The organism is Flavobacterium sp. (assembly GCF_049240005.1).
Lineage (GTDB): Bacteria > Bacteroidota > Bacteroidia > Flavobacteriales > Flavobacteriaceae > Flavobacterium.
In genome coordinates, this window is sequence record NZ_JBMLTK010000010.1 from 26,538 (window position 1) to 49,184 (window position 22,647).

Consider the following 22,647-nt stretch of genomic DNA (forward strand, 5'->3'; position numbering starts at 1 on the left):
TATTTAAGAAGTAAAAGGAGAGATAAATTTTACGATTGTTTAATTTTGTCGTAGATATTCAAGCGTATGGAAACCGCCTCTTTTACTGGTTTTATTAAAACCCTATTTTGGATTGTTGTATTTTATTATGCGTTCCGACTCATCGTTCGTTTACTTTTACCTTACGCAATGAAAAAAGTGGTCGAAAAAGCGGCAACGCAATTCCAAAACCAACAACAAGCGTATCAGCAACAACAGCAAACGCATCAAAATCAGGCGCAATCCAACCAGAAACCGCGCGAAACCAAAAAGGTAGGGGAGTATGTAGACTTTGAGGAAATTGACTAAGTTTGCCTGACAATTTTCCGACCTGCTAAGGTTCAGTAAACGCTGAAAACTACATGAAAATACTTCAAAAATTCGTTCCGCATTTTATTGCGCTCTTGTTCTTTGTTATAGCCGCACTTATTTATTGTTATCCCGTCTTGCAACGAAAAACCGTATACCAATCGGATATCGTTCAATATACCGGAATGGCTAAAGAACAAAACGATTTTCGATCCACCAACGACCAAGAACCTTACTGGACAAACGCTGCTTTTGGCGGAATGCCTACCTATCAGCTCGGCGCCAATTATCCGCATAATTACGTAAAGAAATTAGATTCAGTTATCCGATTTTTACCGCGACCAGCAGACTACATTTTTCTCTACTTTTTAGGATTTTACACCTTAATTGTTGCATTGGGAATCGATTACCGCAAAGGCATCATCGGTGCGTTAGCGTTCGGATTTTCAACCTATTTAATCGTAATTCTCAATGTGGGTCACAACGCAAAAGCGCATGCCATTGCTTACATGCCGCTCGTGCTCGCTGGACTAATTTGGGTATTTCGCGGAAAACGCACACTCGGATTTGTTGTAAGCACTTTGGCTATCGCACTCGAGATTAACGCGAACCACTTCCAGATGACGTATTATCTGCTGTTTTTGCTGGCAGCGGTGGCAATCTACTACATTTACGAATTCGCTAAACAAAAGGAATACAAACCCCTGTTCATCAATTTCGGAATTCTTTTAGGTGCTGGGATCTTAGCCCTTGGCGCCAATGCAGCTGGCTTGTTGGCTACTGCAGAATACACCGATTGGAGTATACGTGGAAAAAGCGAACTCACTTTTAAAGCCGATGGATCCAAGAATACTTCGGACGCGGCTATGGAGTATGAATACATCACCGAATACAGTTACGGTATCGGCGAGAGTTTAAATTTAATTGTTCCACGATTGTTCGGCGGCAGCAATAGTGAATCTTTAGACGAAAATTCGGCAGTTGTCGACCAACTTCAAAAAACACAAATAGCCGAAAATCAATACATTCCAAAAGAACAAGCGATTGAGTATGCCAAAGAAGGAATGCCAACGTATTGGGGCGATCAACCAATTGTGGCAGCACCGGCCTATATCGGCGTTACCGTTTTCTTTTTGGCATTACTTGCCTTGTACTACGATCAACGTAAGATCAAATACGCTTTTTTAGCTGCGTCTTTGCTAAGTTTGTTCTTATCATGGGGAAAAAACCTGGATTTTCTTACCCGCTTTTTTGTCGATTATGTTCCGTTGTACGACAAGTTTAGAGCAGTTTCTTCCATCCAAGTGGTGCTAGAATTATGTATGCCTTTACTCGCAGTAATGGGCTTACAAACCTTTTGGAAACTCGATGCGGCGCAGCAGCAAAAAGCAGTTATTAAAACCGGCGGAACCGTTTTGGCTATTTTATTGCTCATCTTTGGTGGAAAGTACTTTTTGGAATTCACCACCGTTAAAGACGACGAACTGGTGAAGCAATTAGGCACTGAGATTGTTGCTGCCTTACGCAAAGACCGAGAAGCCATGTACACCACCGATACGCTAAAAGCCATCGGATTAACGGCAGTCCTTGCAGGAATTTTGTGGCTCTTTGTGAAGCAAAAGTTGAAATCGGCTACCGCACTTTCCTTAATTGGATTGCTGATTTTAGTCGATTTAATATCGGTAGATAAACGTTATTTGAACGCCGATAATTTTGTTCCGGGAATCAAAATGCGCGAGCCTTTCGAGCGTACTTCAGCCGACTCAGAGATTTTAGCCGATAGTACCGTTTTTAGAGTTTACGACATTCAAGGACGTTTAAATGCCCGAGCATCTTATTTCCATAAATCGGTGGGTGGCTATTCGGCGGTCCGACCACGTCGTTACGATCAATTGTTTGAATTTGGTGTAGAGCGCGATTTGCAAAAATGGGCATCGCAAATAAATCCAGAAACAGGTTTATTGGGCATCGATTATCCGGTGTTGAGTGCGCTAAACGTAAAATACGTTTTGATTCCTACCGAACAAGGCGAGGTTGTTGTTGGAAATCCGTTTGCCTACGGAAACGCTTGGTTTGTGAAGTCGATTGTTCCGGCAAAATCGGCCGACGAAGAGTTTAAAGCTACGCTGAATTCAAATCTACGTCAAACAGCCATTCTTGCGAGTTCCGATGCGAAAGCTCTTGCCGGGAAAACCATTGCGGCCGACAGTCTGTCGCAAATCCGCTTATCTTCCGCGAAAGCGTACACACCAAATAAAATTACGTACCAATCGAATAACACGACCGACGGATTTGCCGTTTTTTCAGAATCGTTTTACAAAGACGGCTGGACAGCAAAAATCGATGGAAAAGAAGTACCGATTTATCGTACTGATTACGTCTTACGCGGATTATTCATTCCAAAAGGCGCCCACCAAATCACTTTTGAATTCAAACCAAAAGTGGTTGAAACCGGCGGAACGATATCGCTGATAAGCACAATCATCCTGCTCTTGATTTTAGGGGCTGTTGGAGTGAAATACGCTAAAGAATCAAAAAAGTAAACTCATGAGCGCGCAGCGAAAAGTGCTAATCGTTGCTTATTACTGGCCGCCTGCGGGAGGGCCCGGCGTTCAGCGTTGGTTAAAATTTGCGACCTATTTGCGCGAGTTTGGTTACGAACCTATACTGTACGTACCCGATAATCCTACATATCCGATTATCGACTCCGGCTTATTGGATGAAGTTCCGCACGATATTCGCGTCGTTAAGAAGGCAATTTCCGAGCCGTATAAATTTGCAGCTTGGTTTTCTTTAAAACGTACCCGAAAAATAAGTAGCGGCCTTATTCCCAAAAAGCAATCGCTGAAAGACAAGATTTTATTGTGGATTCGCGGAAACCTATTCATTCCCGATGCACGTGTTTTGTGGGTAAAACCCTCGGTCGAATTTCTCGAACAATTTATTCAAGAAGAACAAATTAAGCTAGTAATTACAACCGGACCGCCGCATTCGTTACATCTGATCGGAGCAAAACTTAAAGAACGTAAACCCAATGTAACGTGGATGGCCGATTTTCGAGATCCGTGGACTACCATTGGTTATCACAAAGATTTATTACTCACCTCTTGGGCAGCTAATAAACACAAAAAACTAGAAAAGTACGTGCTCGATACCGCCGACCATTTGTTGGTAACGAGTTCGGGAACAAAAACAGAGTTTCAAGCTGCTACAAAAACACCTATCTCGGTTATAACCAATGGTTTTGATTCGTATGAAATACAGCGAATTCCGTTAGATGAAAAGTTTAGTATGGCACACATCGGTTCGTTTTTAGCCGATCGAAATCCAGAAATTCTTTGGCAAGTCTTAGCCGAGCTTATTCGAGAAAACGCAGCTTTTGAAAAAGCATTCGAGCTAAAAATCATCGGCGCGGTATCGCCAATTGTTGTCGAAAGCATCAAGAATAATAATCTCGCCGACTACGTAACGCTACTGGGCTATTTGCCACATCTCGAAGCCGTGAAACAGCAACGTGCGTCGCAAGTTTTACTTCTTATCGAAATCGACCGACCCGAAAGCAAAGTAATTATTCCGGGTAAGTTGTTCGAGTATTTAGCAGCACAGCGTCCGATTTTAGCCATCGGACCCGAAGGCGCCGATTTTCGCTCAATACTTGAAGACGCCTCCGCCGGCCGATTTTTTAATTATTCGAACAAACAAGCACTTAAAGAATACATACAACTCCTTTTTTCCGACTTTCAAGCAGGTAAGTTATTTGTAGAAACAAAAGATATTGAGCAATTTAGCAGAAAATCGCTTACTAAAAAACTCGCAGCTTTGCTCGATACGTTATGGGAATCGTAATTAAACAGTCGTCCGGTAATTTTGTCATTACCTATTTCGGTTTTGCTATTGGCGCTGTAAATGCGTTGTTTCTCTACACCAATTTTCTAGATCAAGAGTATTACGGTTACACGCAGTATTTACTGTCGGCAGCAAACATTTTAATGCCTTTCATGGCATTTGGCGTGCATTCTAGTTTGATTCGCTTTTTTAGTCGCTGTACTTCTGAAAAGGAAAAAGACCAATTGCTGAGTTTTGTAGTCCTGTTGCCCTTGCTTATCAGTTCGATTGTGGCGGTGCTTTACGGCTTTTTCAGCGAAGCTTTTGTTACGCATTTTTTGAGTCCGAACATGGATGTTTCTAAATACCTCTGGATGATTCCCGTCGTCGGACTCGCCATGGCCTATTTCGAGATTTTCTATGCCTATGCAAAAGTTCATTTGCGTTCAAACCTCGGGAATTTCCTCAGTGAAGTTTTAGTGCGCTTGCTGGCCATGCTTCTTTTAATCGGCGTGCATTATAATTGGCTTTCCACTGAACAGTTTCTCTACGGATTAGTTATAGCGTACGTTCTTCAAACCTTGTGCATGTTTGTTTATGCCGTGTCGATGCGGCCGTTGCGCTTCCGAATCGGATTTCCACACAACCGAAACGAGATTTTACAGTTTTCGGCCTTTATTATCGTTTCAGGAAGCATCGCCACGCTGCTTATAGATCTCGATAAACTCATGATTCCACGTTTTAGCTCGCCAGAAGCAGTTGCTATTTATGGCGTTGCAGGTTTTATTTCTACTGTTATTGCAGTTCCAGCGCGCGCCATGAATCATATCACGTATCCGCTTACGGCGCAATTAATCGGTGCTGAAAAATGGGACGAGCTTCGCAGCCTGTACAAAAAGAGTGCACTCACTTTACAAATCATTGGCGGATTGGTTTTGTTAGGTATCTTCCTAAATATCAAGCAATTATATTTAATTATCCCAGCAGGATACGAAACCGGATATTGGTCGGTGATCTTAGTCGGATTAGCGAAATTCTACGACGTGATTTTAGGAAATAATAACGCCATTTTGGTAAACACGAAACATTATAAATGGGCTTTAGCTTTCGGAGTGGGCGTAGTTGTACTTATGATCTTTTTTAACCTGTGGCTCATCCCCATTTATGGCATAACTGGTGCTGCACTTGCAACCTTACTCAGTGTAGCTATCTACAATACGGTAAAGTTACTTTTTGTTGTGCGTAAGTTACAGATGTCGCCGTTCTCCACAGCCACAATCAAAAGCTTTGCAATTATCGGAGTAACTTTTGCACTGTTTTTCGGTTGGGATTTCAAATTCCATCCGGTTATAAACATTTGCTGCAAGTCGGCAATGATCACGGTTTTCTACGTTTTTGTAGTACTTCGCTGGAACGTATCTCCTGAAATTTCTGCGGCCTTTAACGGATTTCTCCACAAATTTAAAAAGTGATTTTTTAGGGCAATACGCGGCAAAAGTGCTTTTTCAATAACGAGCAAACCGCCGCGCCCGGGCTGTCCGCTGTATCTTTTAGTTCCGCTTCGCTCCACTAAAAGGATATCGCTTCCATCCCTATTGCGAAGTAAAGTCTTTGGAAAACGTTCGGTTTTTACCGAAAAATCAACGCAATAATCAACAAAATCCACGTTATAGAAATACAGATTAAATGAAACGCTCGTGTTTTTGCTTGTCGAGATGATCCAGCAAGCTTCTGGGCTAAAACCGAAACCATCCTCAGCAATTTAACTACCTTTGATAGTAAATTTCAACAAATAGTTTTGAAACAGTTCGCCTCATATATCACTTTTTTACTACTCGTTTTTTCTTCTGCGAAAGCGCAAGAACGCATCGACTTTTATTTCAAAACTGGAAAAGCTACTTTCGAACCCGTCGAACAAAATCGCCTCGAACAGTTTATCCAAAAAAATACCACAGTTAAAATTGTCTCGATCAGTGGCTTTACCGACGAAGTAGGTGCGGCACAAGCCAACAACAAACTAGCTAAAGCACGAGTGCAAACCGTAGTCGATATTCTAAATAATCGAATTTTAACACGAACCGATTTTAGAACCAATAACTTCGGAGAAAAATTTGCACAAGGTTTGGGCGAAAATGCTCTCAATCGAAAGGTTTCTATTCTATACCTTAAAGAAGCCGACATCCCTCGGGAAGAAGAAATTTTAGGTCTAAAACCAAAATCACCAGAACCTGTTGCTCCGGTTGTTCCCACTTCGGCACCTAAATTCCCCGAATCACTTCGTTTTAAAAATATCGATGGTTCAGTTAGCGAGTTTTCGCTCGATACATTGGCTATGAAAAGCATTTACGAAGCACGAGTAGGAGAGAAGCTGAAACTGAAAAATCTAGAATTTAAAATTAATACGTTTATCATCGAACCGAGATCGCATGGGGCACTGTACGAATTGCTCACCGTGATGCAAGCCAAACCCAGTTTGAAAATTCAAATTCAGGGACATATTTGTTGCATGCCCAACGATTCGCGCGACCTTTCCACACAACGTGCCAAAGCAATAGCTAATTTTTTGCAAATGAACGGTATAGACAAATCGCGTTTGTCTTACAAAGGCCTCGGTGTCACACAACCCATCTATCCAATACCGGAGAAAAATGAAGAAGAACGTGCCACAAATCGTAGAGTCGAATTTGAAATCATAGCAAACTAATGAAACTACTGTATTACTTGCTTTTTTTCTGCGGAAGCTGCATGGCACAGGAAGTCGACATTTATTTCGATTTCAATAAATACGATATTAACATGCAGGCGAAACAAACATTACAGTTGTTTACGCAATCGCACAAAGACGCGCTAATTGTCGAGCTCAGAGGTTATTGCGATCATGTGGGCAGCGATGCTTACAACGACACGCTAGCCATGAAACGTATTCGAGCAGTACAAAACGCCCTGCGGGAACTTCAATTCAACGTTCCTGATAAAACTACGATAAAATCCTACGGCGAGCGTTTTGAACAGTTGCCGGAACAAAGTGCCAACCGCAAGGTAAGTATCGTTTATAAACTTCCCGAAAAAGTCGCTGTAAAGTCGGAATTATCAGAATTTCGAAAGTCAACACTCAACGCAAAAGTCGGCGATATTATCAAGCTTCCGGGCATGAATTTCTTCAACAACAGCGCAAAAATGTTACCAAAATCGGTTCCTACTCTAGAAGAATTGCTGTGCATTTTAGAAGAGAATCCGAATTTACACATCGAAATCCAAGGTCATATTTGCTGTCAGAAAGAACGCGATGTAAACGACGTTTCGACTGCAAGAGCTCGTGCCGTTTTCAATTACCTAATTCAAAAGGGAATCAATCGAAAACGACTCACCTATAAAGGCTACGGCATCAGTAAGCCCATTCATAAAATACCCGAAAAATCGGAACTAGAGGAAGAAGAAAATCGCCGTGTAGAAATCAGAATTGTCAAGATCTAACAAAAAAGCCGCTCAAAAAGCGGCTTTAGTTTTTATTTTTCCAACATACTCTTCTTTTTTTCGAGTACGCTTTGTTTCGGCTTTGGCGGAATAACTTCTCCTTTTATCTTCAACGCGATGATACCTCCATCGTAATTTACTGCATTCGATTCTACAGTAATTGTTTTGCGAATCGGCCCGGGATTCATGTTATACTTGACTTGAATTTTATCCGACTTTCCCGGTAAAATTGGGTCGGTAGGCTTCGTCGGGACTGTGCAACCGCAGGTCGACTTCACATTCGTAATAATCAATGGTTGATCACCGGTATTAGTGAATACAAAGGTTCGAATACCGTTATCGGTTTCTTTCGAAACTTCGCCGTAATCAATTGTATTGTCTTTGGCTTCAAATTCAATTATCGGCCCTTTTTGCGCCATACCTGCTACAGCAAAAAGCAGTACGAGTAGAGTTGAGGTAAAGTGCTTCATCTTTTATTTTTTTGTGTCGTAAATGTAAAAGTTCTTCCGCTATTTGTATCGATTAAGAGTTAAAATTTTATTCTTAAAATCGTACTTTTGCCACTTCCAAAAATCAGACCACAAAATCTGATTTAGAAAAAAATTGCCTTGTTTTGATTGTGTTCAAGCCCAATATGTCTCTGTAATCGACTCATAGCTTGTTCGTTCATTAAAACTTGCGTTAGTAAAGTTTATTTCGCGAAAACAAATTTAGTTTATGTCTGCATTAGCAACTCAGTTCGACGCCGCTTCAATTGAAGAAAAATGGTACCAGTATTGGATGGAAAACGGTTATTTTAATTCTGTGCCCGATCACAGAAAAGCATACACTATTGTGATTCCACCACCAAATGTAACTGGCGTGTTGCACATGGGACACATGCTAAACAACACCATCCAAGACGTACTCATCCGACGTGCACGTTTGAAGGGTTTTAACGCATGTTGGGTACCTGGAACCGATCACGCATCGATCGCTACCGAAGCAAAAGTTGTCGCTAAACTGAAAGCCGAAGGCATCAATAAAAACGACCTTACCCGAGAGGAATTCCTTGAACACGCTTGGGATTGGACGCACAAATACGGCGGTGTGATTCTGGAACAACTCAAAAAGTTAGGTGCATCCTGCGATTGGAATCGCACGAAATTCACGATGGATCCCGATATGTCGGCTTCCGTAATCAAATGCTTTGTGGATTTGTATCGAAAAGGTCTGATTTATCGCGGCTATCGCATGGTAAACTGGGATCCGGAAGCTAAAACGACACTTTCCGATGAAGAAGTGATTTACGAAGAGCAACAATCGAAGTTGTTTTACCTAAAATATAAATTTACGGACAGCGACGACTTTTTAACCGTAGCAACTACGCGTCCGGAAACCATTTTTGGCGATACGGCGGTTTGCGTGAATCCAAACGACGAGCGTTATGCAAAGTTTATCGGAAAGACCGTTATTGTTCCGATTGCAAACCGCGAAGTGCCTATTATTTCCGACGATTATATTGATATTGAATTCGGTACAGGTTGTTTGAAAGTTACGCCAGCGCACGACATCAACGACAAGAACATCGGGGATAAATACAATTTGGAAGTCATCGATATTTTTAATGAAGACGCTACTTTAAACAGCTTTGGCTTGCATTATGCTGGCAAAGATCGTTTTGACGTTAGAAAAGCCATCGAAAAAGAACTGCAGGAAAAAGGTTTGTTGCTAAAAGTAGAAAACCACCAAAATAAAGTGGGAACTTCTGAACGAACTAAAGCCGTAATCGAGCCACGTCTTTCCGACCAGTGGTTTTTGAAAATGGAAGATCTAGCTAAGCCAGCATTAAAGGCAGTTTTAGAATCGGATGAAATTAATTTGTATCCAAAGAAATTCGAAAATACCTACCGCCATTGGTTAGAGAATGTTCGCGACTGGAATATTTCACGACAATTGTGGTGGGGACAACAAATACCAGCCTATTTCTATGGCGACGGCAAACAAGATTTTGTAGTTGCCGAAAACTGGGACGAAGCCTTGCAACTCGCGCGAATAGCTACCGGAAACAACAATTTGCAGCAAACAGACTTACGACAAGATCCAGATGCACTCGATACCTGGTTTTCGTCGTGGTTGTGGCCTATTTCGGTTTTTGGAGGAATAATGAATCCGAATAACGAAGAGTTTAAATACTACTATCCGACTCAAGATTTGGTGACAGCGCCTGAGATTTTGTTTTTCTGGGTAGCCCGTATGATTATTGCCGGTTACGAATTCGTTGGAGAAAAACCGTTTACTGGAGTTTATCTCACAGGTATTGTTCGCGACACGCAACGCAGAAAAATGTCGAAATCACTCGGTAACTCTCCGGAACCGCTAGAACTTATCGAGAAGTTCGGTGCCGACGGTGTGCGTGTAGGTATGCTCTTAGCCGGATCCGACGGTAACGATATTTTGTTTGATGAAGCCTACTGCGCTCAAGGAAAAGCATTTGCGCACAAAATTTGGAATGCATTCCGATTAATTAAAGGTTGGGAAGTTTCAGGCGATATTCAACAACCGGCCGCTAGTAAAATTGCTATCGACTGGTATCGTGCTAAATTGTCGCAAGCCGTAGTTGAAATCGACGATCACTTTAGTAAATACCGCATTTCCGATGCCATGATGAGCACTTACAAACTCATTTGGGACGATTTCTGTTCGTGGTTGCTCGAAATAGTAAAACCGGGCTATCAACAACCCATTGACAGCCAGACCTTGCAGGCAATCATCGATTTACTGGAAGACAATTTACGCTTGCTCAATCCGTTTATGCCGTTCTTAACTGAAGAAATATGGCACGCGATAAAACCACGTGCTAAAGAAGAAGCGTTGATTGTAAATAGTTGGCCAAAGATTACTGGCGAAAACAACGACTTGCTGCAGCAATTCGACATTTGTTTTGAAATTGTAAGCGGACTTCGTAGCATTCGTAAAGACCGAAATTTACCTTTTAAAGACGCGATTCAAGTACAAATCATAAATAAGGAAAAGATTAGCGATAAAACCGATACTGTAATCGCAAAATTGCTAAACATTTCTTCCTTGGAATACGTTTCAGAAAAGCCGGAAAATGCAGCTTCTTTCCGATACAAAACCAACGAATACTACGTGATTTTAGGTGAAAAAATCGATTTGGAAGCCGAACGTGCTAAACTGCAAGAAGAGCTCGAATATTATAAAGGCTTTTTAAAATCGGTTGAAGCTAAACTTTCAAACGAACGTTTTGTGAGCAGTGCTCCCGAAAAGGTTATTGCCATAGAACGTCAAAAACAAGCCGATGCTTTGGCGAAGATTGCTGCGTTAAAAGAACTGATTGGATAAAAATTCTTAGCGAAAAATGATTTGAACGTAGGCTGGTGGAAATTTCAGATCAGCTGGCGCTTGCAAGTGTAAATCAATAGGAATAGTTTCCCCCAGCGTTTCTGTTTGATTATAGTGATGCTTGTAGTCGATGTGTTGATGTTCTATGATTTCGCCATAATTTTTTAGCTCGCTTAGTAGCTTATTATTTAGGGGATAAACGTATGTTTTCAGCAAACTCCAATTTGGTAGGCCTTTGGTGGAGAAAATTAGTCTGCAACTTATTGCGGGCTTATTCTTTTTCTTTAAGCGGTTGTTTTTGTAGTAAATAATCGTTTGAGTAACGGTGTCTTTGTCTTTTGATTCGTTTTGGGTTAACAAATAGCGAAAAGCCACTTGATTGTTAGGGATCAAAATGTTGTGACTGATTTTATATACAAACTTGTAGGTCGAGTCAGCGGTTGACTTTTGTGATGCTACGAATTTATGTCTTTTCAAACTTTTTACATCAATGATTACAAGCTCAAGCGAATCCTTGGTACGCATAATTTCTGCAAAATAATCTTGATTTGCTGTATTTGTCAAAATCAATTTTTTGTATTTTTTTTCTTCCTTTCCGTCCTCTTTTAAAGAAACCAAAATTGATTTCATAAAATTGAAGTCATAACTTACCTGACCATAAGTTAGCAGATTAAGAAGAAGAATCGCAGTTAGCGCTAGGGTTCTTGAGGTTATCATCATAAAGTTCTTTACCAGCAATTTTACATGAATACGTCAAGATAGGAAATTCACTGCTTGGTACTCATTAGTACTGGTTTTGTAAATTTAATGATTATTTTTAAACGACAATTCGTGTGTAGTTATATCTAGAGATTTAACGCTACAAATGAGTTCCGTAAATGCTGTGAACTAGCTTTACTTTTTTATCGCCTCCTCGTATTTTTCGTTTACTTTCTGCCAATTGATCACTTCAAAAAACGCATTGATGTAATTTCTTCGACGGTACTGATATTGCAAATAGTACGCATGTTCCCAAACGTCTAACGCCAGTATAGGTGTTCCACTAACCGAAACGCCCGGCATCAACGGATTATCCTGATTTGGTGTCGTAGATATTTGTAGTTTTCCCGCTTTATCAACGCTCAACCACGTCCAGCCCGAACCGAAAACAGCCGTTGCTTGATTGCTAAATTCGTTTTTAAAATTCTCAAACGAACCAAAATCTCTCGAAATCGCTAAGGCAAGCGTATCTTTCGGTTGTCCGCCACCTTTTGGTCCCATGATTTCCCAAAATAAGCTGTGGTTGTAATATCCTCCCGCATTGTTGCGCAGATTTTCATCAGCCGAGCTCGCTTTCTTCAGAATTTCTTCTATAGTAAGCTGCTCCATTTCAGTTCCTTTAATGGCTTTATTGAGGTTGTTCGTGTATGTTAAATAATGCTTTGAATAATGATTTTCCATCGTGCTTGCGTCTATCGATGGGCTTAACGCATTATAGGCGTAGGGTAATTTCGCCAACTCAAAAGTTCCGGGCTCTGCTCTTACATCATCTGGGCTAGATAAGGCAGCTTTTACTTCTTTTTCAGGTAGTGGAACTTCAACTTCAATGAGCTTTTTCTCGTTACAAGAACTGAGAATAACTGCTAGAATAACTGCTCGTGTAAAAGACTTCATAATTCGTTTTTTAGAATATCTTCAACAACTTGAATATAATTTTTCATGGCATCTTCAACACTCATAGATCTTATCTGCATCCAAGCGTTCGTTTTAAAAGCATTTCGCAAATCGTAATCCGTTTGCATACTTCGGTCTATATTTCCAAAAGTAGCTTGTTTATAAAACGAATATAAACGCAATTGAACGTCTGGAGGCAAATCGGCCTGACGCATCTCCGAAGCTTTCTGAAAAGCCTGTTGAAATCGTTCTTCTAAAGATAAGTCCGACATTATTTTTTGAAAATTACAGTTCTATTTCCTTTTACCACATCTCCGATTTTAACCTGAACGGGAGTGCCTGGGGGCAAGAATAAATCAACGCGACTTCCAAATTTTATAAATCCAGCATCCGATCCTTGAAGCACCATCTGACCTTCTTTGGCGTAGTTCACAATACGTTTCGCTAAAGCACCAGCAATTTGTCGGTACATGATTTCTCCCAGCACTTCATTTTCAATAACTACAGTTGTTCGCTCGTTTTCTGTACTTGCTTTCGGATGCCAAGCAACCAAATACTTTCCAGGATGGTAAATACTGTGTGTGATTTTTCCGCCTATCGGATAACGCGTCACGTGTACGTTTATAGGCGACATGAAAATCGATACTTGTAATCGATTCGATTTAAAAATTTCAGGTTCGTATACTTCCTCAATAACCACAACTTTTCCATCTACTGGTGCAGTAATGGTGTCTAAGGTGGGAATTAAGCTTCGGTTCGGGTTTCGAAAAAACTGAAGAATCAATATCAGAAAAATCAAAAGAAAGCTCTGGATGCCTTTTCTCAAATAAATATTCGGAAAAACGGCTTCAGCCACGAGTATTCCCGCCACAACAATCATGCAGGAGATTAAGATAATTTTTGCGCCTTCTTTGTGGAATGATACAATCATTTTGGGAGAATTTTGTACAGTAAAAATATAAATGGTGCGACAAATATAATACTATCGAGCCGATCGAGTATACCGCCGTGTCCGGGCATGATGTTTCCGCTGTCTTTAACACCGGCAATTCGTTTGAATTTTGATTCAATTAAGTCGCCAATTGTTCCGAAAACACTGATTAAAACCGCAGTTATTCCCCAAATGATTAAAGACTTTTGGAAATGAATTGGTTTTGGTTGCATGTAAAATTTCGAAATCAAAAAAGCAGCAAGTAACGAGAAGAAAAGACCTCCGAGAAAACCTTCTATCGTTTTTTTAGGAGAAATTCGTTCAAAAAGTTTATTGCGCCCAATAGATTTTCCAACGATGTACGCAAATGTATCGTTTGTCCAAATCAAAATAAAAACACTGATTAATATTTTTGGCTTGTACGTTTTTAGCAAATACACCGAATTCGGATCTTCTTCACCCAAGGCGGTTATGTTCATTATACTTATAAAGGGCAAAATGATATAGCCAATTAAAAAGATGTATTTACTTACGCGACGCAGTTCGGTGTGTTTGTTATCGAATAGAAAAATCATACTGATTAACGAAACAAACAGCGTGATTCCGAGAACAACAATATCGACGTACTGTATATTTACCTTGTAAACAAGCATGTACGCAGAGCTGCCGTAAATTAAACTCGCTAAAAGTGTTGGAATTAGTGAATGGATGCGAACGAGCTTTGAAAATTCGAAAACCGCTATCAGTAAAAAAAAGTAAAATAATACGAAGAAACTTTCGGTAGAATACAATACAGCCGAGAGTAGGAGCAAGATGTACACCGCTCCTGATAGCGCCCGCTGCAACGTTTCGTTCATACTAAGCGTCCTCTAAAAGAAGCAAATACAGATTTTTAGCAACGCTTCCGTAGTGAAGAAAATCTTCTTCTTTTGACTTTTCAAAATACGTAAAAGCCATGATGTTGCTCGGATAGTTTTTGTCGTAGCGCTGCTTGATAGTGCGCAAGCTGTCTGATTTTGTTTGAACCAGTTGCGAAGTAGTCGCAAAAATGACAAAATTCGCAGGAAGTTCCTGTGGTTTGTGATGTTTAATTTGGTTGGAAGATAACAATACCGATCCTTCTTCGGCAATTAAATTTTCGCAGCTAGCTAATAAAAATTTGGGATTTGCAGTTTTTTCGTGTGGAATTTTATTCTCATCCAAAAGTGAAAACAGCTTGGGTTCAAAACACATAGCTTCCTGTTCAAACCAATCGTTTTCTTCCAAAATATCTTCAAAATGCGTTTTAACTTCAGCCATATTTTCACAATACAGGAACTTGCCTCCGTTTTTGCGGAATTTTAATGTGAAAAGCTCGTCGGTTGTCAGTCCGGCGTGCAGATTGGTTAGGTCGTCTCCTGGAGTTTCTCCGGAGTTGTCGGTGCTGGAATTAAAAAACTTTTTAAAAATACTCATTTGGCTTTACTGCTCGCAAAAGTTCGTTGCGTCCAAAGATAAAAAAAACTTGTTTCAACTACTGATTGAAACAAGTTTTTATAAAATTAGGAAGGCGTATTCTTACAGCTGTTTATCAGCTTCTTCGGCAGTTTGCCATTGGCGCTGACCAAAAATCGCTTCTAAATCGTCTTTAAAAATCACTTCGCGTTCAATTAAAATGTCGGCCAATTGAAATAGTTTTTCCTTATTTTCTTCCAAAATAGCAATGGCACGTTGGTATTGCGACTCAATCAAATCGCTAATTTCTTTGTCGATTACCCTGGCAGTATCTTCTGAATAGGGTTTAGAGAAGTTGTATTCTGCTTGCCCAGAACTGTCGTAATAGGTTACATTTCCAATCTTATCGTTCAAACCAAAAATGGTTACCATAGCTCGTGCTTGGCGTGTTACCTTCTCTAAATCGCTCAAAGCTCCAGTAGAGATTGTATCAAACGTTACTTTTTCGGCAGCTCTTCCACCCATGGTAGCACACATTTCATCGAGCATTTGGTCGGGTCTGACAATTTGTCGTTCTTCTGGTAAGTACCATGCTGCACCCAAACTTTGTCCGCGAGGTACAATGGTAACTTTCACTAAAGGCGCAGCGTGCTCAAGCATCCAACTCACCGTTGCATGTCCGGCCTCGTGAATGGCAATGGCGCGTTTTTCTTCTTTAGTTATGATTTTATTTTTCTTCTCCAAACCGCCAACAATTCGGTCAACAGCATCCAAGAAATCTTGTTTGTCTACCGCCGGTTTGTTTTTACGAGCTGCAATAAGCGCTGCTTCGTTACAAACATTGGCAATGTCGGCTCCTGAAAAACCAGGCGTTTGTTTGGCAAGAAAATCAGTATCCAAATCTTCAACTTTTTTCAAAGGCTTCAAATGCACTTCGAAAATCTCTTTTCTTTCACGGATATCTGGTAAATCAACGAAGATCTGTCGGTCGAATCGTCCGGCGCGCATCAAGGCTTTATCCAAAACGTCGGAGCGGTTTGTAGCTGCTAAAACAATTACGTTGCTGTTTGTTCCAAAACCGTCCATTTCTGTAAGGAGCTGATTCAGTGTGTTTTCGCGTTCATCGTTTCCACCACTAAATGAATTTTTTCCTCGAGCACGACCTACAGCGTCGATTTCATCGATGAAGATGATTGCGGGCGATTTTTCCTTAGCCTGTTTGAACAAGTCCCGAACGCGTGATGCACCTACGCCAACAAACATTTCCACAAAATCTGAACCTGAAAGCGAGAAAAAAGGCACACGAGCTTCGCCGGCTACAGCTTTCGCGAGTAAGGTTTTACCAGTCCCTGGAGGTCCAACTAATAAGGCGCCTTTCGGAATCTTTCCTCCTAAATTCGTATAGCGTTCCGGGTTTTTTAAGAATTCAACAATTTCTTGAATTTCTTCTTTCGCTCCTTCTAAACCGGCAACGTCTTTAAATGTAATTTTTATATCGCTTTTTTCGTCGAACAAACGCGCTTTTGATTTTCCAATGTTGAAAATTTGTCCGCCCGGTCCGCCAGCACCACCAGCCGACATGCGGCGCATGATGTACAACCAAAAGATAACGATTATAATAATTGGGAATAGGAAGGAAAGAATTTCTCCCCAATCACTGCGCACTTCAAAATTATAGTCCTTCAGCTTTTTCGTTGCAACAGCATTCTCCAGATTTTTTTGGAATGTTTCTCCATCACCAATATCGTCCAGATAAAAATGGGGTCCGTTGGGTGAACTAAAAACGCCTTTAGCTACATCCTTAAATGCGGCCTGCTTTAAAGCTGCTGCATTGAGATATACCTCTGCTTCGGTTTTATTGTAAACTACTACTCGGTCAATCAAGCCCATTTCGAGATATTGGCGGAAAGTAGAAGTACTAATTTTAGAAGGATCTTTGATATTTGTGCTTCCAGTCACGTACACGAAGACCAAAAATCCAACTAATGCGGCATAGAACCACATGGGGTTAAACTTAATTTTTCGCGGCTGCGAATTATTTTCCTTAGACATAAGCCTTTTTTTCTTTAATAATTAGAGGGAATAGAGGTAATCTTGGCGTCGCCCCATAAACTTTCAATATTGTAATACTCGCGAATGTGCTTCTGAAAAACATGAACTACTATGCTCACGTAATCCATTAAAACCCATTCGGCATTCTCTGATCCTTCAACATGCCAAGGCTTGTCTTTCAATGCACGAGATACCGTTTTTTGTACGGAGTTTACAATGGCGTTTACCTGTGTGTTTGAGTTTCCATTACAAATTACAAAGTAGTCGCAGGCCGAGTTGTCTATAGCACGCAAATCCAAAATATCAATATCGTTTCCTTTAACCTCTTCGATTCCTTTAATAATCTCTGCTAGTAATTCGTCGTTACCCGTAGTTTTTTTCGCCATCTATTCTTTAAGTGTAAGTGCGCAAATTTACCAATTTTTGTTGTTACTTTCGGTCGTTAACACAAGATTAAACGACGTTCATGAGCAACAAGCTAACAGTTATCAAACTAAATGCCATAGATTCGACCAACAGCTTTTTAAAACAACAAACCAAACAAACTTTTGTTGCCAACTTTACGCTGGTTCATGCCGTAGAACAAACCGCCGGACGCGGTCAAATGGGCGCAACTTGGCTGTCCGAAGCTGGTAAGTCGTTAACATTTAGTTTGTTGGTGCGAAAGCCCGTCGAAAAATTTGAACACGATTTCGAATTTCAAATGCTCGTGTCTGTTGCTATTCATCAAAGCTTAAACAAATTCGGACTAGCAAGTGAAATAAAATGGCCGAACGACATTATGGCAGACGGCAGGAAACTCGGTGGCATTTTAATCGAACAGCTAAACGACAGTCAAGGAAATCCGACTTTTATCGTGGGAATCGGAATAAACGTCAAACAAAGCAATTTCAACGAACTACCTTCTGCCACTTCTTTGCTGCTAAATGGTGTTGACATTGAAGACGATACGATATTGATGCTTGAAATCCGCGATCAAATAATCGCACTACTCGATAATCGCACCGCAGAATCACTAGCCATAATTCGAACTAAATATCTCAGTGTTTTGATGAAATACCAGAAACCGGCCGTTTACCAAGTAAACACCCATCTTTTTAACGCACTAATACTAGGGGTTTCTCCCGAAGGTAAATTAGTACTTCAGCACGAAAACGACGAAATTCGGGAGTACAGTATCAAAGAAGTAAAAATGATGTACTAAAGTTTCGACATGTTTTCCGACAAAGTGTCGATAAACTTCTGAATCGGTCCTTTAACCATCATCGCCATCATGGCATTGAATTCGCCTTCAAAAAAAAGTTGAATTCCTGCTTTATCAGCACCTAAGTCTTCTATGGCTGCACGCAAAGTAAAAGGCAGTTTGTCGCTCGCAGCACCTAAAACAATGTGATTTGGCGCTGTTTTTTCCTTCAAACGCAATTTTATCTCAGGCATGCCCTTCAATCCAAAAATAAAGCTATCGGCATCGGTAACTTCAAATTTTGCAATGCTCTCAGGCATTAATTTTTCAAAATTCTTAATGTCGGTTAACGATTCAAATAAATATTGAGCTGATTTTCCAACTTCGGTTCTAGGGCTTTCTAATTTCATAAAGGTATTTTTTATTCCACTTCCATTCCCCAGCCGGCAGGATTAACGCGCCATTCGACTAAAGTTTGTTCTTCGGTTTCAGTTATGTATCGTTTGGTAACTGCCAAGGGTAGTAAATGCTCGTAATTACTTAAGGTAAATAAATCGACATTCGATTTTTTGAAATTTGCTTTCGCAACATCAAATCCATAATCAAAAATCGCAGCCATTCCCTTTACCTGAGCTCCAGCTTCGCGCAAAGCTTCAACAGCCATCAAACTGCTGTTTCCCGTACTAATTAAGTCTTCAATAACAACCACTTGTTGCCCTTTCTGCAAAAATCCTTCAATTTGGTTCTGTCTGCCGTGCTTTTTTGGCTCCGGACGCACATAAACAAAAGGCAACGCTAATGCCTCGGCAACCAATAAACCAATGCCAATGGCTCCTGTAGCAACCCCAGCAATCACGTCAGGTTTTCCAAATTGCTTTTCAATGTTTTTAGCGAACTCCTCTTTTAGATAATTCCGAATCGGAGGAAAAGATAAAGTCACACGATTGTCACAATAAATAGGCGATTTCCATCCCGAAGACCATAAAAACGGATTTCCCGGATTCAATTTAATTGCATTAATTTGCAGCAAAAGCTCGGCTGTCTTGGCGGCTGTTTCTTTGTTAAAAACCATAGCACAAATGTATAAAGTTTTTGTCAACGATAAACCTCTTTTTTTGACAAACCAAACCCAAAAAGAAACCGATTTCGATCTGTTTTTGCTGGAAAGCGTTGATATTAAAAAACTTATCGTAAAACTCTTTCAAGGTAAAGTCGATAAAGCCTTTCTATATCATCCCGACGAAAAAGAAATGCTCAAAACCCTGAAATCGAAATTACCTGTACATAAAGCCGCAGGTGGTTTAGTGTATAACAAGAAAAATGAAGTGCTTTTCATCTTCCGAAACGGCAAATGGGATTTACCCAAAGGCGGACTCGAAAAGGGCGAAACCAACGAAATTGCCGCCATTCGCGAAGTGCAAGAAGAAACCGGAATCGATAACCTCATTATCACCGATAAACTTCAAAAAACCTATCACATTTTTAAACGAAACGGACGCTATAAACTCAAAGTTACGCAGTGGTACGAAATGCGAAGTTCTAGCGTTCAGCAGCTTATTCCGCAAGCCGAAGAAGGCATCGAAAAAGTAGTCTGGTTAGATGCTCAAGCCTGCGCCGAAGCCTTAAAAAATTCCTACGAAAACATTAAATTACTTTTTGAAGAGTAGGGCAGCTGCCTCCCTCAAAAATCGTGGTAAAACAAAAGTCGTAACGGTCGGCACCGGGCTTTACGCTACAAGCTTTTTAAACTGAGTTCGATATAAAAATTGTGGTCAGAAAACAGATAAATGGTTGAATACAAGGCGGATTTTTGTTGGGATACTGTAGTATCGCAAAAAAATCCAACGAAGTAGGCAGCCGTTTATCTGTTTAGCGTGGCAGCTGTTCATTTAGATTGCTGTTTGATTTTACAATTTGTTGATTTTAAGCGATCTGAAAAAGATTTTTAATCGAACTCAGGTTATTAGTCCGCGAAACCGCGGCGACTTAAAAAGGCTTTTCGCTTCAATCCCTGCTGCGGCCAATCGTTTCCACGTAACGCTATTTATACCCGAACCGAATCCGGAACCAAAACAGTATAATCGCCGCCATTTCGAATAACATCTCGAACAATACTCGAACTGATGTACGAAGTATTTGCAGCAGTCAATAAAAAAACGGTCTCTATTTTAGATAACTTCCGATTCGTATGTGCAATCGCTTTTTCAAATTCAAAATCAGCCGGATTGCGAAGTCCACGCAAAATAAAACCCGCTTTTTCTTTCTTGCAAAGCGATACCGTTAAACCTTCGTACGTAATTACGCGCACTTTTGGTTCGTCTGCAAACGCTTTTTGAATAAAATCGAGTCGTTGTTCTAACGAAAACATGTACTTTTTCTCGGCATTTACACCGATGGCAACAATTATTTCGTCAAACAAAGGCAAACTCCGTTTTATGATATCGTAATGTCCGAGCGTTATCGGATCAAAAGATCCCGGAAAAATAGCTTTTCTCATGGCTGTGAATCAGTTAACGCATCGAATCTTCAATGCTGTTTGTAAATAAATCTTGTAACGATATGCCAGCTACTGCCGCCTGTTGCGGGATCAAACTCTCCTTCGTTAGTCCGGGAATTGTGTTCATTTCCAGCATATACGGCTCGTCGTTTACCAAAATAAACTCGCTTCTTGAAAATCCTTTCATGCCTAAAATCGTATAGGCTTTTATAGCAGCGGCGCGCACTTTTTCGGCCAATTCCTCTGAAATACGTGCCGGTGTGATTTCTTGCGACTTACCTTCGTACTTGGCTTCGTAATCAAAAAAGTCGTTTTCCGAAACAATTTCAGTAATCGGCAAAGCTTTTACCTCGCCAGCAATTCGTAAAACACCAATCGAAACTTCCGTTCCATCTAAAAACGATTCGATTAAAACTTCGTGATCTTCTGCAAAAGCAACTTTAAGCGCCTCTGGCAAAGCCGCTTTGTCCTTAACTTTCGAGATTCCAAAACTACTTCCCGATTTATTCGGTTTTACAAAACAAGGTAAACCAACCGTGTCAACAATCGCTTCATAATCAACGACATCGCCTTTGTTTACATAAAACGATTTTGCCATTTTAATTCCGTACGGACGCAAAACGGCTAATAAATCACGCTTGTTAAACGTGAGTGCGGCCTGATAATAATTGCAGGAGTTCTGCGGAATGCCCAACAACTCAAAATACGCTTGCAACAACCCATCTTCACCCGGACTTCCGTGAATGGCGTTAAAAACAGCGTCGAAAAAAATCGTTTCTCCGTCTATTTCCACACTGAAATCACCGCGATTTACAGCAATCTCTCTATGGTCATCGGTAAGATGATACCAACGTTCGGCAGTAATCACTATCCGATATGGCCGGTATTTCTGTCGATCTAAGGTTTCGTAAACTACGTTGCCACTCTTTATTGAGATTTGGTATTCGCTTGAATATCCGCCCATTATAACGGCGATGTTTTTCATTCGTCTGTAATTGAAGATTAATACGCTTAAAAAAAACACAACAAAAATGCTGCGCTACGATTCGGAAAATAGGTGTTAAACGCTCTATTTTTTCTTCCAAACGCGTAAACAAAAATATCATTTTTTTCACATCCGTTTCAGTTGTTCATTCTGTATCTTTGCAACTAAAATTTGGCGCATGACCCTTCGGGAATATTTAACTTCAAAAACGTTTTTCGGTCAGCTTTTTCTGGCATTTATCATCACCATTGCTGTCGGATTTCTCTTGCTGCAATACCTGGATTTCTCCACCAATCACGGCGAAGAAATTGCCGTACCCAACTTATCTAAAATGAGTACCGAACAAGCAGAAGAAGTTTTAGACGATGCTGATTTAGATTACGTGGTTCTCGATACAGTCGATTTTAATCCGGAATTTCCCAAATTTTCGGTTGTTCAACAAGATCCCGCGCCGGGTGAAAAGGTAAAGTCGGATCGTAAAATCTATTTAAAAATCAATTCCGGAGGTTACAGCACCATTCGTATGCCCGAACTGGTAGAGAAAACGCTACGTAACGCCGAAAGTACACTTCAATCTGCCGGACTTACTTTAGGTTCACTCACTTACAAGCCGTACATCGGAAAAGACATGGTTCTAGAAGTGAAATGCAACGGAAAAACCGTGAAAGCTGGAGAGAAAATTCTCAAAGGAAGTAAAATCGACCTCGTGCTTGGCGATGGAAGCGGAGGTTTTGAAGACGAAGAAGATGCTCAGGAACAAATAGATAGCTTGCCATGAGTACAGACGAAATAGCTGAAATCGAAGAAGAAGATAGTTTATTCGAACATTTCAGATTTGAAGTTCCAAAAGGACAAGAATTATTGCGCATCGATAAATTTCTGATGCAAGTCGTAGCCAATACGACCCGAAATAAAATTCAAAAAGCAGCCGATAACGGCGA

The 22,647-nt window shown here is 40.6% G+C and carries 23 protein-coding genes; 10 read left to right on the forward strand and 13 right to left on the reverse strand.

Features of this window, described 5'->3' with window-relative positions; genetic code table 11:
* Positions 1-66 precede the first annotated feature (66 nt).
* The 6 genes from ACOVQQ_RS00740 (at position 67) to ACOVQQ_RS00765 (ending at position 7,626) form a co-directional block, all read left to right on the forward strand.
* A complete protein-coding gene (locus ACOVQQ_RS00740; protein ID WP_421816523.1) occupies positions 67-327 on the forward strand; it encodes a DUF4834 family protein in 261 nt (86 codons plus the stop codon).
* A gap of 53 nt (positions 328-380) precedes the next feature.
* Complete coding sequence (locus ACOVQQ_RS00745; RefSeq protein WP_421816524.1) at positions 381-2,870, forward strand: YfhO family protein; 2,490 nt, start codon at positions 381-383, stop codon at positions 2,868-2,870.
* Between the two features lie 4 nt (positions 2,871-2,874).
* Complete coding sequence (locus ACOVQQ_RS00750; RefSeq protein WP_421816525.1) at positions 2,875-4,173, forward strand: glycosyltransferase family 4 protein; 1,299 nt, start codon at positions 2,875-2,877, stop codon at positions 4,171-4,173.
* Positions 4,161-5,624: an oligosaccharide flippase family protein gene (locus ACOVQQ_RS00755; protein ID WP_421816526.1), complete on the forward strand. Its 1,464-nt coding sequence runs from the start codon at positions 4,161-4,163 to the stop codon at positions 5,622-5,624. The genes ACOVQQ_RS00750 and ACOVQQ_RS00755 overlap by 13 nt, the downstream gene beginning before the upstream one ends.
* Positions 5,625-5,950: 326 nt before the next feature.
* A complete protein-coding gene (locus ACOVQQ_RS00760) occupies positions 5,951-6,856 on the forward strand; it encodes an OmpA family protein (protein ID WP_421816527.1) in 906 nt (301 codons plus the stop codon).
* Entirely contained in the window at positions 6,856-7,626 is a 771-nt protein-coding gene (locus ACOVQQ_RS00765) for an OmpA family protein (RefSeq protein ID WP_421816528.1), read from the forward strand. The genes ACOVQQ_RS00760 and ACOVQQ_RS00765 overlap by 1 nt, the downstream gene beginning before the upstream one ends.
* 32 nt (positions 7,627-7,658) lie before the next feature.
* Here ACOVQQ_RS00765 and ACOVQQ_RS00770 read toward each other — a convergent pair whose 3' ends face one another.
* Positions 7,659-8,096, reverse strand: coding sequence for a DUF1573 domain-containing protein (locus ACOVQQ_RS00770; protein WP_421816529.1), 438 nt, complete (start codon positions 8,094-8,096; stop codon positions 7,659-7,661).
* 247 nt (positions 8,097-8,343) lie between these two features.
* Between ACOVQQ_RS00770 and ACOVQQ_RS00775 the strand changes: the two genes are divergently transcribed.
* The gene (locus tag ACOVQQ_RS00775; RefSeq protein ID WP_421816530.1) at positions 8,344-10,971 is read left to right on the forward strand and encodes a valine--tRNA ligase; all 2,628 of its coding nucleotides are present in this window, start codon (positions 8,344-8,346) and stop codon (positions 10,969-10,971) included.
* 6 nt (positions 10,972-10,977) lie between these two features.
* On the opposite strand, the gene ACOVQQ_RS00780 is transcribed toward ACOVQQ_RS00775, so the two are convergent.
* The 8 genes from ACOVQQ_RS00780 to rsfS form a co-directional block, all read right to left on the reverse strand.
* Positions 10,978-11,691, reverse strand: coding sequence for a hypothetical protein (locus ACOVQQ_RS00780; RefSeq protein ID WP_421816531.1), 714 nt, complete (start codon positions 11,689-11,691; stop codon positions 10,978-10,980).
* Positions 11,692-11,865: 174 nt separating this feature from the next.
* Positions 11,866-12,624 (reverse strand): superoxide dismutase, encoded by a 759-nt coding sequence (locus ACOVQQ_RS00785; RefSeq protein WP_421816532.1) that lies wholly within the window; start codon positions 12,622-12,624, stop codon positions 11,866-11,868.
* Complete coding sequence (locus ACOVQQ_RS00790; RefSeq protein ID WP_298147273.1) at positions 12,621-12,896, reverse strand: acyl-CoA-binding protein; 276 nt, start codon at positions 12,894-12,896, stop codon at positions 12,621-12,623. The genes ACOVQQ_RS00785 and ACOVQQ_RS00790 overlap by 4 nt, the downstream gene beginning before the upstream one ends.
* Positions 12,896-13,555, reverse strand: coding sequence for a phosphatidylserine decarboxylase family protein (locus ACOVQQ_RS00795; protein ID WP_298147270.1), 660 nt, complete (start codon positions 13,553-13,555; stop codon positions 12,896-12,898). The genes ACOVQQ_RS00790 and ACOVQQ_RS00795 overlap by 1 nt, the downstream gene beginning before the upstream one ends.
* Positions 13,552-14,412 (reverse strand): phosphatidate cytidylyltransferase, encoded by an 861-nt coding sequence (locus ACOVQQ_RS00800; protein ID WP_421816533.1) that lies wholly within the window; start codon positions 14,410-14,412, stop codon positions 13,552-13,554. The genes ACOVQQ_RS00795 and ACOVQQ_RS00800 overlap by 4 nt, the downstream gene beginning before the upstream one ends.
* Position 14,413: 1 nt before the next feature.
* Positions 14,414-15,010 (reverse strand): lactate utilization protein B/C, encoded by a 597-nt coding sequence (locus tag ACOVQQ_RS00805; protein ID WP_094486933.1) that lies wholly within the window; start codon positions 15,008-15,010, stop codon positions 14,414-14,416.
* 102 nt (positions 15,011-15,112) lie between these two features.
* Positions 15,113-17,041, reverse strand: a complete 1,929-nt coding sequence (gene ftsH, locus ACOVQQ_RS00810) for an ATP-dependent zinc metalloprotease FtsH (RefSeq protein WP_421816534.1) — start codon at positions 17,039-17,041, stop codon at positions 15,113-15,115.
* A 14-nt stretch (positions 17,042-17,055) separates the two neighbouring features.
* Entirely contained in the window at positions 17,056-17,427 is a 372-nt protein-coding gene (gene rsfS, locus ACOVQQ_RS00815; protein ID WP_094486935.1) for a ribosome silencing factor, read from the reverse strand.
* Between the two features lie 80 nt (positions 17,428-17,507).
* Here rsfS and ACOVQQ_RS00820 point away from each other — a divergent pair, with 80 nt between their 5' ends.
* The gene (locus ACOVQQ_RS00820; protein WP_421816535.1) at positions 17,508-18,245 is read left to right on the forward strand and encodes a biotin--[acetyl-CoA-carboxylase] ligase; all 738 of its coding nucleotides are present in this window, start codon (positions 17,508-17,510) and stop codon (positions 18,243-18,245) included.
* Here the strand turns inward: ACOVQQ_RS00820 and ACOVQQ_RS00825 are convergent.
* Positions 18,242-18,634, reverse strand: a complete 393-nt coding sequence (locus ACOVQQ_RS00825; protein WP_421816536.1) for an SRPBCC family protein — start codon at positions 18,632-18,634, stop codon at positions 18,242-18,244. The genes ACOVQQ_RS00820 and ACOVQQ_RS00825 overlap by 4 nt on opposite strands.
* A gap of 11 nt (positions 18,635-18,645) precedes the next feature.
* Entirely contained in the window at positions 18,646-19,296 is a 651-nt protein-coding gene (gene pyrE, locus ACOVQQ_RS00830; RefSeq protein ID WP_421816537.1) for an orotate phosphoribosyltransferase, read from the reverse strand.
* 7 nt (positions 19,297-19,303) lie between these two features.
* Between pyrE and ACOVQQ_RS00835 the strand changes: the two genes are divergently transcribed.
* Complete coding sequence (locus ACOVQQ_RS00835; protein ID WP_421816538.1) at positions 19,304-19,891, forward strand: NUDIX hydrolase; 588 nt, start codon at positions 19,304-19,306, stop codon at positions 19,889-19,891.
* Positions 19,892-20,268: 377 nt separating this feature from the next.
* Here the strand turns inward: ACOVQQ_RS00835 and coaD are convergent, their stop codons facing one another.
* Together coaD and ACOVQQ_RS00845 are read right to left on the reverse strand one after the other, a co-directional pair.
* On the reverse strand, positions 20,269-20,721 hold the full coding sequence (coaD, locus tag ACOVQQ_RS00840) for a pantetheine-phosphate adenylyltransferase (protein ID WP_421816539.1): 453 nt from the start codon (positions 20,719-20,721) through the stop codon (positions 20,269-20,271).
* A 13-nt stretch (positions 20,722-20,734) separates the two neighbouring features.
* Entirely contained in the window at positions 20,735-21,706 is a 972-nt protein-coding gene (locus ACOVQQ_RS00845) for a D-alanine--D-alanine ligase (RefSeq protein ID WP_421816540.1), read from the reverse strand.
* 178 nt (positions 21,707-21,884) lie between these two features.
* On the opposite strand from ACOVQQ_RS00845, the gene ACOVQQ_RS00850 reads away from it, so the two are divergent.
* Positions 21,885-22,484 (forward strand): PASTA domain-containing protein, encoded by a 600-nt coding sequence (locus ACOVQQ_RS00850; protein ID WP_421816541.1) that lies wholly within the window; start codon positions 21,885-21,887, stop codon positions 22,482-22,484.
* The last annotated feature ends 163 nt before the right edge of the window (positions 22,485-22,647 follow it).

Coding starts and splice junctions, on each gene's coding strand:
- ACOVQQ_RS00755 (WP_421816526.1), top strand. CDS start 4,161: ATGGGAATCGTAATTAAACAGTCGTCCGGTAATTTTGTCATTACCTAT.
- ACOVQQ_RS00775 (WP_421816530.1), top strand. CDS start 8,344: ATGTCTGCATTAGCAACTCAGTTCGACGCCGCTTCAATTGAAGAAAAA.
- ACOVQQ_RS00750 (WP_421816525.1), top strand. CDS start 2,875: ATGAGCGCGCAGCGAAAAGTGCTAATCGTTGCTTATTACTGGCCGCCT.
- ACOVQQ_RS00765 (WP_421816528.1), top strand. CDS start 6,856: ATGAAACTACTGTATTACTTGCTTTTTTTCTGCGGAAGCTGCATGGCA.
- ACOVQQ_RS00820 (WP_421816535.1), top strand. CDS start 17,508: ATGAGCAACAAGCTAACAGTTATCAAACTAAATGCCATAGATTCGACC.
- ACOVQQ_RS00795 (WP_298147270.1), bottom strand. CDS start 13,555: ATGATTGTATCATTCCACAAAGAAGGCGCAAAAATTATCTTAATCTCC.
- ftsH (WP_421816534.1), bottom strand. CDS start 17,041: ATGTCTAAGGAAAATAATTCGCAGCCGCGAAAAATTAAGTTTAACCCC.
- ACOVQQ_RS00780 (WP_421816531.1), bottom strand. CDS start 11,691: ATGATGATAACCTCAAGAACCCTAGCGCTAACTGCGATTCTTCTTCTT.
- ACOVQQ_RS00805 (WP_094486933.1), bottom strand. CDS start 15,010: ATGAGTATTTTTAAAAAGTTTTTTAATTCCAGCACCGACAACTCCGGA.
- ACOVQQ_RS00850 (WP_421816541.1), top strand. CDS start 21,885: ATGACCCTTCGGGAATATTTAACTTCAAAAACGTTTTTCGGTCAGCTT.
- ACOVQQ_RS00845 (WP_421816540.1), bottom strand. CDS start 21,706: ATGAAAAACATCGCCGTTATAATGGGCGGATATTCAAGCGAATACCAA.
- ACOVQQ_RS00770 (WP_421816529.1), bottom strand. CDS start 8,096: ATGAAGCACTTTACCTCAACTCTACTCGTACTGCTTTTTGCTGTAGCA.
- ACOVQQ_RS00835 (WP_421816538.1), top strand. CDS start 19,304: ATGTATAAAGTTTTTGTCAACGATAAACCTCTTTTTTTGACAAACCAA.
- ACOVQQ_RS00785 (WP_421816532.1), bottom strand. CDS start 12,624: ATGAAGTCTTTTACACGAGCAGTTATTCTAGCAGTTATTCTCAGTTCT.
- ACOVQQ_RS00800 (WP_421816533.1), bottom strand. CDS start 14,412: ATGAACGAAACGTTGCAGCGGGCGCTATCAGGAGCGGTGTACATCTTG.
- rsfS (WP_094486935.1), bottom strand. CDS start 17,427: ATGGCGAAAAAAACTACGGGTAACGACGAATTACTAGCAGAGATTATT.
- ACOVQQ_RS00825 (WP_421816536.1), bottom strand. CDS start 18,634: ATGAAATTAGAAAGCCCTAGAACCGAAGTTGGAAAATCAGCTCAATAT.
- ACOVQQ_RS00790 (WP_298147273.1), bottom strand. CDS start 12,896: ATGTCGGACTTATCTTTAGAAGAACGATTTCAACAGGCTTTTCAGAAA.
- ACOVQQ_RS00745 (WP_421816524.1), top strand. CDS start 381: ATGAAAATACTTCAAAAATTCGTTCCGCATTTTATTGCGCTCTTGTTC.
- coaD (WP_421816539.1), bottom strand. CDS start 20,721: ATGAGAAAAGCTATTTTTCCGGGATCTTTTGATCCGATAACGCTCGGA.
- pyrE (WP_421816537.1), bottom strand. CDS start 19,296: ATGGTTTTTAACAAAGAAACAGCCGCCAAGACAGCCGAGCTTTTGCTG.
- ACOVQQ_RS00740 (WP_421816523.1), top strand. CDS start 67: ATGGAAACCGCCTCTTTTACTGGTTTTATTAAAACCCTATTTTGGATT.